Below are 13,151 nucleotides of genomic sequence, written 5' to 3'. Positions count from 1 at the left end.
TATGAGGGTAAAATTGCAATCCAAATCTTTTTTTTATTAATTTCGGCCTCATGAAAGAAACGGTTGTTAGTGGTATTCGTCCAACAGGAAAACTCCACCTTGGGAATTATTTTGGTGCAGTAACTAATTTTGTAAAAATGCAGTATGATTACAACTGCTATTTTTTTATTGCAGATCTTCATTCTTTGACTACACACCCTACTCCACAGGACTTACACGGTTATGTAAGGCATGTTTTAGTAGAATATCTTGCCTGCGGAATTAATCCGGAAGAAACCACCATATATATACAGTCGGATGTTCCGGAAGTTGCAGAACTCTACCTGTATTTGAACATGAATGCTTATATGGGTGAACTGGAACGTAGTACCTCATTTAAAGACAAAATCCGTTCGCAGCCAGACAATGTAAATGCAGGCCTTTTGACCTATCCGACTTTAATGGCCGCAGACATCCTGATTCACAAAGCAACAAAAGTTCCGGTAGGAAAAGACCAGGAACAACACCTTGAAATGACACGGACCTTTGGCAACAGATTCAACAGGCTGTACAATGCAGAATATTTTCCAGAAGCTTATGCCTTCAATTATTCAGAAAACCTGGTGAAAGTACCGGGCCTGGATGGAAAAGGAAAAATGAGCAAATCTAATGGTGAGGGAAGCTGTATTTATTTATCAGACAGTCCTGAGATTATACGTAAAAAATTATCAAGAGCGGTAACTGATGGCGGTCCGACCCAAGAGCATCAGCAAAAACCAGAAGCTATTCAGAACCTGTTTGATTTGATGAAAATAGTTTCCAGCCCCGATACTTTGGCTCATTTTGATGAACTTTACAACAAAATGGCCATCCGTTATGGCGATTTCAAAAAACAACTAGCAGAGGATATGATCCTAGCAAATGCACCAATACGGGAACGCATTGAAGAACTTTCCAAAGATACACTGTATTTGCGTCAGGTTGCCAAACATGGTGCTTTAAAGGCAAGGGAAAGCGCCCAGAAGACAATTAAAGAAGTCAGACAACTGATTGGCTTTAAACCATTTTAAACATCAGAAACAGAATACCGGGTAATTTACTATCTTAAGACTCTTCAAAAAAGTAAAATATGCACATAGCAATAGTTGGAAATATTGGCGCAGGAAAAACGACGTTAACAGGCTTACTGGCTAAAAATTATGGTTGGGAAGCCTTATATGAAGCGGTAGAGAATAATCCTTATCTGGAAGACTTCTACAGTGACATGAAACGCTGGAGTTTCAACCTTCAGATTTATTTTCTCAACAGCCGGTTCCAGCAAATTGTTGAAATTGACCACTTAAAGAGAAATGTAATCCAGGACAGGACCATTTATGAGGATGCGCATATTTTTGCGGAAAACCTTCATGAAATGGGCCTGATGACCACCCGGGACCACCAAAACTACAGGTCTATTTTTGACAACATCACTTCTTTTATTAAGCCACCAGATTTATTGGTCTATTTAAGGGCATCTGTTCCTACCCTGGTCAATAACATCCAGCGAAGGGGAAGAGAATACGAGGCAAGCATACGCATAGATTATCTTTCAAAACTAAATGAAAAATATGAGGCCTGGATCAAAGATTACCAGTTGGGTAAACTACTGGTATTGGATAAGGACAAATTAGATTTCACCAATAATCCCGAAGATCTTGGTACAGTGATCCAAGCAATAGAGGCCGAGATACACGGACTTTTCTAAAATGAAAACGCTAGGGATAATACCGTCAAGATATGCTTCTACCCGATTTCCGGGCAAACCTTTGGTAGATATCAAAGGCAAGACCATGATCCGAAGGGTTTATGAACAGGCCTTAAAAGCAAGTTCTCTTGATCATGTTGTTGTGGCTACAGACGATCAGCGCATTGCCCAGGAGGTTAAAAATTTTGGTGGTGACTTTATTTTCACCAGCGGCAGCCATCAAAGTGGTACCGATCGCTGTGCGGAAGTCATAGCTAAATTTGAGGGCTATGATACAGTGATCAATATTCAGGGTGATGAACCATTTATTGATCCTCAGCAAATTAACCTTGTAACCGCTTGTTTTCTGGATACAAATGTGCTTCTGGCCACATTGATTAAAAAAATTACAACCACCGAGGAATTGTTCAACCCCAATATCCCGAAGGTAATTCTGAATGCTGCCGGTGAGGCCATATATTTTAGCAGACAAACCATTCCTTACCTAAGAAGCCATCCCCAACAGGACTGGCTGGAGCACCATCATTTTTACAAGCATATTGGAATATATGGCTATGCCAGTAGTACTTTAAAAGAGATAAGTACATTAAAACCCTCTTCCCTTGAACTATCAGAAAATCTGGAACAGCTCCGGTGGATCGAGAACGGCTATAAAATAAAAACCAATATCACTACATTGGAGACCCTTGCCATTGACAGTCCTGAAGATTTGAAAAAGATCTTTTAATATTTAATTTAGTATCTTAAGGGCATAGCCATAAATATCAGCAGATGAAACCGGTCTTCTCTCTATTTCTATTATCACTGTTCTTTTTTGCCTGTACCTCTTCAGGTACCAAACAGCCATCAGAAAATACTTCTCAGGAAAAAACCGTGCTTAAATCCTTTAGTGATTCAAGTAAACTTGACACCTTTAAAGTGGGTCTAAGTGGAAATAAACCTAAGGATATGCTGCTGACTTTCCGCATCATTTCTTCGGATGGGAAAGAACTTTATCAAAAAGTCCTTAAAGCAACAGAGCTATTGGATAATTATAAGGAAACCCTGGACCTAAGTAAAGAAAAAGACCAGAAAAACTTTATGACAGAAGAATTAAATGAATTTCTGGACGAAGAAAATTTCCTGGAACCTGCAGTAACCCCCGAAGAAAAACCAGATCAGTATACCGCCGATAAATTGTTCTACGAAGAATTACAGAAATCGAGACTAAATGGCTTTAAATACAGGATCAGCAAAGAAACTAAAGTTTATATTGCCTGGTCGGTCAAAGAGCATAAAGTCAAAATTTATTACAAATGCTGCTGACACTTAGTGTAAGCTGACCAGCTTTGTTCCGGCAAATTAAATTTGGCAATCAAATGCCTATTTTGGCTTAAAATTCATTCGTATATTCCAAACATGCCGTAAAATTCAAGTTACAAACAAAATTAAAACAACTATAAATCAGACAGATACATAAAATAAAGACTTATGTTATAAAAATGTCAAAATAACTTATTAAAATTATATTAGTTTTACCTTAGTGTAATAAAAAAACAGGAACCAAAATCACAGTCAACCAAAACCGCATATTCTAACCAAATATAAATTAAAAGAGCGCCTGGATTCATCCAGGCCTTTTTTTTAAGAAAACCGACCTCCCCTCATATTTTACATAAATTCTTTATTTTATTTTTAAATGCCTGTTTTATTGGGCGTATTGATATATTTCAAAAAAGAAAAGTCTGAGTTCGCTTTTATTTACTAACTTTGTATCCCGTACAAAAGCGATAAGTAGAGCAAATTATTGCCCTCTTGTCTCACAAATTCACAAACATGACTAAGTATATTTTTGTTACGGGCGGTGTTACTTCCTCATTAGGAAAGGGCATCATCTCCGCCTCTTTGGCCAAACTTTTACAAGCACGGGGTTACAGGGTAACCATCCAGAAATTTGACCCCTATATCAATATCGATCCGGGAACACTAAATCCTTACGAACATGGTGAATGCTACGTTACTGAAGATGGTGCGGAAACGGATTTGGACTTGGGTCACTATGAGCGTTTTTTAAATGTACCAACCTCTCAGGCGAATAACATTACAACCGGACGTATTTATCAGAATGTGATCAATAAAGAGCGTCAGGGCGAATATCTGGGAAAAACAGTTCAGGTTGTTCCACACATCACCGATGAGATTAAAAGAAATATGCGCATACTGGGTGAAAGCGGACAGTACGATATTGTCATCACAGAACTTGGTGGTACAGTCGGTGATATTGAATCCTTACCTTTCATTGAAGCCGTGCGTCAGTTCAAATGGGAAGAAGGTGCAAATAACGCCATTGTGATACACCTTACCCTTATCCCTTTCCTTGCGGCGGCGGGCGAGCTGAAAACCAAACCGACACAACACTCTGTTAAAGCGTTACTGGAATACGGTATACAACCGGACATCCTGGTTTGCCGCACAGAGCAGCACATTACAATGGATATCCGTAAAAAAATCGCTTTGTTCTGTAATGTGAATATTAATGCGGTTATTGAATCCATTGATGCTTCCTCGATTTACTCTGTTCCATTGCTGATGATGAAGGAGCAACTGGACAAAACAGTATTGAGCAAATTAAAACTTGCCCAGAAAAACGAGCCTGATATGGAAAGTTGGAAAGATTTTCTGGGGCGTCTTAAAAACCCGACTTCTGAAGTCAGGATTGGTCTGGTTGGAAAGTATGTGGAATTACCGGATGCATATAAATCTATTATAGAAGCCTTTATTCATGCAGGAGCTAAAAATGAATGTAAAGTAAGGGTAGAATTCATCCATTCTGAAGGCATTTATCCCGATAACGCTAAAGAGAAACTAGGTCATTTAGATGGCGTATTGGTTGCTCCTGGCTTTGGAAGCCGGGGCATTGAAGGAAAAATCGATACCATTAAATACGTCCGGGAAAGTGAAACCCCGTTCTTCGGGATTTGTCTGGGTATGCAGTGTGCAGTAATTGAATATGGCCGCAATGTATTGGGGCTTGCCGGTGCGAATACCACTGAAATTGATGAGGACACCAAACACCCTGTCATTAACATGATGGAAGAACAAAAGAAAGTAACCAATAAAGGCGGCACCATGCGGCTGGGTTCTTATCCTTGTGATGTTAAAAAAGGGACTAAGGCTTATGCAGCTTATGGGAAGACGCATATTGCCGAACGTCACAGACACCGCTACGAATTCAATAATGCTTATTTAAAGCAATATGAAGATGCCGGTATGATCGCTTCTGGACACAATCCAGACAGCAATCTGGTAGAAATTATCGAGTTAAAAAACCATCCATTTTTTGTAGGTGGACAATTTCATCCGGAATTAAAATCAACAGTTGCTAATCCTCACCCACTTTTTGTTAAATTTGTCGCCGCTGCAATGGAGCATGCAAAGAAGAAAACAAACAAATAAGCGTTTAAATAACAATAATGGATAGAAATACATTTACAGGGTTGTTCCTGATTATGATCGTTCTGGCAGGTTCCTTTTACTTTTTCAAGCCAAGTGAGGCTGAATTAAAAAAAGAACAGGCCAGGGTCACTGCCGATTCAATAAAAAAGGCAGGGGTTAAAACTACACCTGCGGCTGCTCAGGCCGCAGCTGCCCCAACGCTGGACTCTGCAGCTTTAAAAGGACCTTTTGGTGCAAACATCAGTGGTACTGAAACCAAAAGTGTTTTAGAAAATGAGAAATTAAAATTAACCTTTACCAATAAAGGTGGTAAAATATTATCTGTAGAAATTAAAGGTGAAAAAACCTACAGGGGCCAGCCCGTTATTTTATTTGATGGAAATGCAAATAAATTTGGTCTTAACCTGAATATTGGCGGCAAACTGATCAGTACCAATGACCTGTACTTCAGCCCTTCAAAAATTTCAGGAACATCTCTAAGCATGCGTGCGACCTATGGAGAAGGCAAATACATTGAATATCTTTACGACCTGAAACCGAACAGTAACAATGTAGCTTTTAACATTAACCTGAACGGATTAAACCAGGTGATCCAAAGTAATAACGTTACTTTGAATTGGGAGACTGTCCTTCTGGAACAGGAAAAATCACTGAAAAATGAACAACGTTATTCTGCACCATATTACAAATATGTAGATCAAACGCCTGATCATTTAAATATCGCAAAAGATGTTAAAGAAGATCTGACCAAAGGAAAAGTGGAATGGATTGCCTTTAAACAACATTTCTTTTCGGGTGTTTTGCTTCCTAAAGATGGTTTTGAAAAAGGAAACCTGGAAGTGAAAGTAAGTACCGAACCAGGTCAGGTAAAATGGTATGCTGCAAATATGCAGATGCAATTTAACCAGCTGGCTTCTCAGAATTATGCCATGGAGTTCTATTTTGGCAACAACAAATTCTCTGAACTGAAAAAACAAGGACATGAAATAGAAAAACTGGTTGAAATGGGTTACTGGCCATTAAAGTACATCAACAGATTTGTGGTGTTACCGGTTTTCAACTTCCTGGAAGGTTTTGGCTGGAACTATGGATTGATCATTTTGGTGTTAACTATATTGTTAAAGCTCGTATTATCGCCATTGACCTATAAATCTTACGTATCCATGGCCAAGATGAGAATCTTAAAGCCTGAAATGGATGAAATTAAGGCAAAAGTTGGAGAAGATAACCCTACCCTGCTTCAACAGGAATACCTGAAATTGTATAAGCAGGTTGGCGTTAACCCACTGGGCGGTTGTTTGCCTATGCTTTTACAATTGCCTATTGTAATGGCCTTCTTCTTCTTTTTCCCTAACTTGTTCGAACTCAGAGGGCAAAGTTTCCTTTGGATGCATGACCTTTCTACTTACGATGACTTTATTAAGTTTGGTTTTCACCTGCCATTTATAGGCGACCACCTGAGCTTAATGTGTATCCTGATGACTGTATCCACATTGATTTATACCTATTTCAACAATCAGATTTCAGGAGCAACAGGACAAATGAAATACATTGGTTACATTATGCCAATTATTTTCCTTGGTGTGTTGAATGACTATCCTGCCGGTTTGAATTACTATTACTTCCTGGCTAACATGCTTACTTTTGGTCAGCAGTTCCTGATCAAGAAAATGGTTAACGATGAAAAAATTCATGCCATTTTAAAGGAAAACAAAAGCAAACCACAGGAGCCTAAGAAAAAATCTAAGTTCCAGTCCCGTTTAGATGATTACATGCGTCAGCAGCAACAAATCAAAGCTCAGGACAAAAAGAAATAATTTTAAGCTAAAAAATGACTGTAAAAAGATGCCCCAAAAGGGCATCTTTTTCTTTTTAAGCACTGCTCTACGAATTATAATATTATTTTTGAAAAAAAACACATTCAATGAAATTTTTCAGACTATTAAGTACCGGACTGCTTCTAAGCAGCATGATTAGCCTGAGTGCCATGGCCCAGGATAAAGGACAGGAAAAACCTCCGCGTTTTATTTTTTCACCTTCTTTTGAATTTCTAAGGTCAACTCACGGAAACTTTTTCAATGGCCCTTCACTGAAAGTGAATTACAATTCTTCCTCGAAGTTTAAACTTGGTATGGGGATAGAATATTCCAGCTCAGCGGTACACCATGATAATGGTTTTGTTTTATACGATGTCCGTTTTATTCCGGTTTACGCAAACCTCAAATATGAATTTTCTCAAAAAAGTAAATTCACCCCCTATGCAGAAGCTTCCCTTGGTTTGACTTTTGCCAAATACGATGAAGCCCCTGATGCCAACCCTACTGCCAAAACCAGGATTACTGAACAGGGATTTTATGCTTACGGTGGTTTTGGGCTAAAATATGCTGTTACGAACCGCGTTAAACCTTTTGTAGGTGTCGGATTGAAAGGCTTTCAGAATTCCTTTAACGACCTTGATGTGAACCCGCATGGCATTACCTTTCACGTTGGTGTCAGTTTCTAAAAACCATTGTAATATTTGCCATACATTTTCCTCTGTTCGGTAAAATATTTACAATTTTAACATTTACGTTTCCAACATTAAATTTAAAAATCAACTATGCAAAGAAACCTTACCTTTTTTCTACTCCTGTTTGTCAGCATGGCCTATGCGCAGAAAAGGCCTTTGGACCACAGTGTCTATGATACATGGGAAAGTATTGGTTCCAAACAACTCTCCAACAACGGGCAATGGGCAGCTTTTGGTGTCCTTCAGCAAGAAGGAGATGCAAATTTTTATTTTAACAACCTGATCAACAATACAAAAAAAGTAGTTCCTAGAGCAGAACTGTCTAGATTCAGTACAGACTCCAAGTATGCAGCTTTTTTAATTAAACCTTTATTTAAGGAAACCAGGGCTGCAAAAATCAAGAAAAAAAAGGCAGATGAAATGCCTAAAGACAGTCTTGGTATTTTAAACCTGAGCAACATGGCCCTTACAAAGGTGGCCAGGGTAAAATCCTTTAAACTCCCTGAAAATGGGAACGCCTTTCTTGCTTATCTACTTGAAAAACCTCAGGATACTTCAAAAAAAGTGAAAGCCGCTGAAGGAAGTAAAAAAGATGCAGCTGATTTTGCAGCAGAAGACGATAAAGAAGATAGCAAAGCAAAAGAAGGTACCGATCTTATTTTTAAAAACCTGGTTACAGGTACCGAAAGGAGTTTTAAATTTGTAACAGAATATGCCTTTAGCAAAAATGGAAAACAGCTTGCTATTGTCTGTTCAGGTTCTAAAAAAGACAAATCTGCCCCTACTGGCGTATTTCTTTTGAATACAGAAAAAGGAAGTTTAAAAAATCTCGTTTCTAAGAAAGGCAATTACAAAAACCTTGTATTCGACGAAGACGGTGAACACCTGGTTTTCTTGGGTGAAAGCAGTCCTGAAAAAGCAGAGATTAAAGATTTTAGCATTTATTACAACTCCCTGACGCTGGATACGGCCCAGGTACTGGTTGAAAAAGATTTTCCAGGCATGCCTTCCAAATGGGCGGTTAGTGGCGATGGAAAACTGACCTTCAGTAAAGACGGTGATAAATTATTTTTTGGTATTGCACCTGTTAAAAAAGCTAAAGATACTACACTCGTAGAATTTGAACATGCTAAACTGGACGTTTGGGGTTACAAAGATGATTATCTTCAGCCCTTGCAATTAAAAAATGCAGAAAGAGAAGCCAAAAGAAGTTACCTGACCTTTATTGACATTTTTAACAGTGATCCAAAAATTGTTCCGCTTACAGATCTGAAATTACCGGATGCAAGCATTGTGAATGAAGGCAATTCTAAATTTGTACTGGCTTCTACTGATTTTGGAAACAGGATCGCCTCACAATGGACAGGTTCTACGATCCGGGATTATTACCTGGTAGATGTTAAAACCGGAGCCAGAAAAAAAGTTATTGAAGGACTAAGTGGTTATGCGATGGCTTCACCGGGTGGAAATTATATCCTTTATTTTGACAAAAAAACTTCCAATTGGTACACCTATAATGTATTGACCACTAAAGTAACCCACCTGAACAATGGCCTGAATATCAAATTCGCTGAAGAAGACAATGATGTTCCGGATGATCCTGCAGCTTATGGTGTGGCTGGATGGACCGAAGAAGACAAAAATGTGTTGATCTATGACCGTTATGACATCTGGTCCTTTTCGCCGGACGGAAAATCTGCTGCCAAAAACATAACCAATGGGTCGGGAAGACAAAGCGGAATTACTTTCCGTTACCAAAGTACAGATCCAGAAGCACGCTTTATTAGTAAAAAAGGAGAAGTATGGTTGGCTTCTTTTAATAACAACACCAAAGAAAATGGGTTTTACCGCGCCAATATCAGCGACAATAAAAACCCTCAGCTGGTGGTTATGGCGCCTTTTAAATATTCCGCATTGGTTAAAGCAAAAGATGCTGAACGTTATATTTACGACAAAGGAAGTTATACGGCATCTCCGAATGTATTCGTATCAACAGATTTGAAAACAGAAACCAAACTGAGCAACACCAATCCTCAACAGCAAAACTACAACTGGGGTACAGCTGAATTGGTTAAATGGACTACACCAAAAGGCTTTAAGTCTGAAGGTATATTGTATAAACCGGAAAACTTTGATCCAAATAAAAAGTATCCGATGATCGTCTATTTCTATGAAAAACTATCGGATGGTCTGTACAGTTATAACGCCCCTGCTCCTACACCTTCAAGATTAAATATTCCGTTTTTCGTAAGTAATGGATATCTTGTTTTTGCACCTGACATCAGCTACGAAACAGGTCATCCGGGAAAATCTGCGATAGAATACATCAATTCCGGAGTGGAATCCCTTAAAAAGAACGCCTGGGTAGATGGAAACAAGATCGGTATTCAAGGTCAAAGCTGGGGCGGTTATCAGGTTGCTTACCTGATTACGCAAACCAATATGTATGCCGCAGCCTGGGCCGGTGCTCCTGTAGCCAATATGACATCCGCCTACGGTGGCATCAGATGGGAAAGTGGTATGAACCGTCAGTTCCAATACGAAAAAACACAAAGCAGAATTGGTGCAACTTTATGGGAAAAACCCGACTTGTATATTGAAAACTCACCTTTATTTGCATTGCCAAAAGTAAACACTCCACTGGTGATTATGGCAAATGATGCTGACGGTGCAGTGCCATGGTATCAGGGTATTGAAATGTTTACTGGTTTAAGACGTCTTGGAAAACCCGTATGGATGCTGAACTACAACAACGAAGCACACAACCTGGTACTCCGCCAAAACAGAAAAGACATTCAGATCAGAGAACAGCAGTTTTTTGATTATTACCTGAAAGGTGCTAAAGCTCCTGTCTGGATGGTTGGAGGTATACCTGCAACAGAAAAAGGAAAAACATGGGGTTTTGAGCTCACCGACGAGAAGCCCTGATTAAATAAAACTCATTAGATCATCGTCATTTCAAACAAAAATTATAGGTTTGAAATGACGATTTTTTATTTTAAAGCAATTTTCCATGCATATCCCTGCCATTCTTGAAGCTTATCCAAAATTTATCGAAACAAGGCTGCATAACCGTTTCTTTAAACACCATCATTTGCAACCCATCCTGGACGAACTTCCTTCTGAATTTGAATGTACAATTGCCGGCAATTCCTTTGAACACCGTACGATTAAACTGATAAAATGGGGCTATGGTCCTGTAAAAGTATTTTTATGGAGCCAGATGCATGGTGATGAAGCCACTGGTACTATGGCCTTGTTTGATTTGTTTCGCTTTTTACAAAATGATCTGTTTAACGAATTCACACAAAAATTAGCTGCGGACTGCACTTTGTATGTACTTCCTATGGTTAATCCGGATGGAGCCGAAAGGTTTAACAGAAGAAATGCACAAAAAATTGACCTCAACAGGGATTTCAAACAAACACTTTGCCCTGAAGCGCTCCTACTCAAACAACTCCGTTCCCGGCTAACACCTGAATTTGGGTTTAATCTTCACGATCAGTCCAGCTTATGGAGTGTAAAAAAAACCGGCAACCCAGCTTCCTTATCCTATCTTGCACCTGCTTTTGATGAATCTCTAGGTATAAATAAAACCCGTGAAAAAGCAATGCTGGTGATCGCAGATATATTTAAAACCCTTACTCCATATCTTCCCGGCCAAATTGGTCTTTTTGACGATGAATACGAGGCCCGGGCTTTTGGTGATAATTTTCAGCAGGCAGGAACATCAACAATTTTAATTGAAGCGGGTGGGCTTAGAGATGATCCGGAAAAACAATTACTCAGAAAATACTTTTTTCTGTCTATACTTTCTGGCCTGCATTCTATCCAAACAAAAAGCTATACAGCTCAGGGCTTGCAGGGCTATAGCTGTATTCCGAAAAACAATAAAGAAATTTTTCACCTGCTGATCAGAAATATTGTTGTTGATCAACTTCTGCTCAGTATTGGAATCAATTATGAAGAAACACCTGAAAAGGACGGCTGTTCTACCTTAAAATACTATTGTGTCCAGGATTTGGGTGACCTATCAGGATGGGGTGCTTATCAGACTTATGAAGATCCCGGCTATACCCTGGAAGGGACTATTGAACTTTATGAAAAAGCAAATTTTGACCTGAAAAAAGGAGAAAAAATAATTTTATCTTTCCGAAAGGGAATTTTACAATCAAAACTATAAATTTAGCCCCTTAAACTAAACCAAACGCATGGCATTAAGCAGAATCTGGTCAGCCTTTATCCTGGTCGCTATTGTAGTCGCAAGTATAAAATGTTTCTTTCTGGGTCAATCAGAAATTTTCAACTGGATGATCATAGGAAAAGCTGGCGATCCGGGCAATCCTTTAAAAGTGGATGGGGTCATTGAAACCTGCTGGACCGCCGTTAATATATGTTTGAAACTCATAGGAATCATGGCTTTGTTTATGGGCTTTATGAGCATTGCAGAAAAAGCTGGTGGCATTCGTTTATTATCCAGAATTGTTGGGCCTTTTTTTGCAAAACTTTTTCCTGAGGTACCTAAAGGCCATCCTGCTACCGGGCATATGGTAATGAATTTTTCGGCTAACTTACTGGGACTGGACAATGCTGCAACCCCTTTTGGCCTTAAAGCAATGGAAAGCCTTCAGGAGTTAAATCCCGACAAAAATACCGCCTCAAATGCCCAGATCATGTTCCTTTGCCTGCATGCCTCTGGTCTGACCCTTATACCGGTTAGTATTATAGCCATCAGGGCTTCGCTAAATTCAGCAAACCCAACAGATATTTTTGTTCCCTGTATGATTGCCACTTTTGTTGCAACCATAGCTGCCATGCTCATCGTGTCCTTTAAACAAAAGATCAATATCTTTCAACCCGTTATTCTGGGCTGGGTATTGGGCATATCGGCCATTATAGGCCTCATGGTTCTGTATCTTACTACCCTGAATACGGCTGCCCTTCAGTCTTTTTCAGGAATACTCAGCAATGGAATACTGTTGTTGATTTTCTTTTTGATCATTTTAGGGGGCTTGTATAAAAATATTAACATTTTTGAGGCCTTTGTAGAAGGTGCAAAAGGGGGCTTTGAAACAGCCATCAGGATTATCCCCTATCTTGTAGGCATGCTCATTGCCATTAGCCTGCTGAGAACCAGCGGTACATTTGACATGATCATTAATGGTCTTAAACACTTATGTACCATTATAGGTGCCGATTCCCGTTTTATAGATGGTATTCCAACTGCGCTGATTAAACCACTAAGCGGTGGCGGTGCAAGGGGAATGATGGTCGATACCATGACTACCCATGGGGCAGATTCTTTTGCAGGAAGATTGTCCAGCATCCTGCAAGGATCCTCAGACACTACTTTTTATGTAATTGCGGTTTATTTTGGTGCAGTCAATGTAAAAAACACACGTTACGCAGTAGGTGCTATGCTACTCGCAGATCTTGTGGGAATTATTACGGCCATATCCCTGTGTTACCTGTTTTTTGGATAAG

The 13,151-nt window shown here is 39.3% G+C and carries 10 protein-coding genes; all 10 read left to right on the top strand.

The window, feature by feature from the left end; genetic code table 11:
- The first annotated feature begins 50 nt into the window (after positions 1-50).
- The 10 genes from trpS to B0O44_RS16090 all read left to right on the top strand — a co-directional run bounded on the left by trpS (position 51) and on the right by B0O44_RS16090 (position 13,150).
- A complete protein-coding gene (gene trpS / locus B0O44_RS16135) occupies positions 51-1,049 on the top strand; it encodes a tryptophan--tRNA ligase (RefSeq protein WP_110832735.1) in 999 nt (332 codons plus the stop codon).
- A gap of 59 nt (positions 1,050-1,108) precedes the next feature.
- A complete protein-coding gene (locus tag B0O44_RS16130) occupies positions 1,109-1,723 on the top strand; it encodes a deoxynucleoside kinase (RefSeq protein WP_110832733.1) in 615 nt (204 codons plus the stop codon).
- 1 nt (position 1,724) lies between these two features.
- The gene (gene kdsB / locus B0O44_RS16125; protein ID WP_110832731.1) at positions 1,725-2,450 is read left to right on the top strand and encodes a 3-deoxy-manno-octulosonate cytidylyltransferase; all 726 of its coding nucleotides are present in this window, start codon (positions 1,725-1,727) and stop codon (positions 2,448-2,450) included.
- 44 nt (positions 2,451-2,494) lie between these two features.
- Positions 2,495-3,028 carry a hypothetical protein gene (locus tag B0O44_RS16120; protein WP_110832728.1) on the top strand — a complete coding sequence of 178 codons (534 nt, stop codon included), beginning with the start codon at positions 2,495-2,497 and terminating at the stop codon, positions 3,026-3,028.
- A gap of 510 nt (positions 3,029-3,538) precedes the next feature.
- Positions 3,539-5,158: a CTP synthase gene (locus B0O44_RS16115; RefSeq protein ID WP_110832726.1), complete on the top strand. Its 1,620-nt coding sequence runs from the start codon at positions 3,539-3,541 to the stop codon at positions 5,156-5,158.
- A gap of 17 nt (positions 5,159-5,175) precedes the next feature.
- Positions 5,176-6,975, top strand: a complete 1,800-nt coding sequence (gene yidC, locus B0O44_RS16110) for a membrane protein insertase YidC (protein WP_110832723.1) — start codon at positions 5,176-5,178, stop codon at positions 6,973-6,975.
- 107 nt (positions 6,976-7,082) lie between these two features.
- Positions 7,083-7,661: an outer membrane beta-barrel protein gene (locus B0O44_RS16105; protein ID WP_110832721.1), complete on the top strand. Its 579-nt coding sequence runs from the start codon at positions 7,083-7,085 to the stop codon at positions 7,659-7,661.
- A 96-nt stretch (positions 7,662-7,757) separates the two neighbouring features.
- Positions 7,758-10,595: a S9 family peptidase gene (locus B0O44_RS16100; protein WP_110832719.1), complete on the top strand. Its 2,838-nt coding sequence runs from the start codon at positions 7,758-7,760 to the stop codon at positions 10,593-10,595.
- An 85-nt stretch (positions 10,596-10,680) separates the two neighbouring features.
- Positions 10,681-11,850 (top strand): M14 family zinc carboxypeptidase, encoded by a 1,170-nt coding sequence (locus tag B0O44_RS16095; RefSeq protein ID WP_110832717.1) that lies wholly within the window; start codon positions 10,681-10,683, stop codon positions 11,848-11,850.
- 28 nt (positions 11,851-11,878) lie between these two features.
- Positions 11,879-13,150: a nucleoside recognition domain-containing protein gene (locus B0O44_RS16090; protein ID WP_110832714.1), complete on the top strand. Its 1,272-nt coding sequence runs from the start codon at positions 11,879-11,881 to the stop codon at positions 13,148-13,150.
- The last annotated feature ends 1 nt before the right edge of the window (position 13,151 follow it).

The sequence above is a fragment of the Pedobacter nutrimenti genome, from assembly GCF_003208655.1.
Lineage (GTDB): Bacteria > Bacteroidota > Bacteroidia > Sphingobacteriales > Sphingobacteriaceae > Pedobacter > Pedobacter nutrimenti.
The sequence above is the reverse complement of the archived record's forward strand: the minus strand, read 5'-3'. Positions and strand labels throughout refer to the sequence as shown.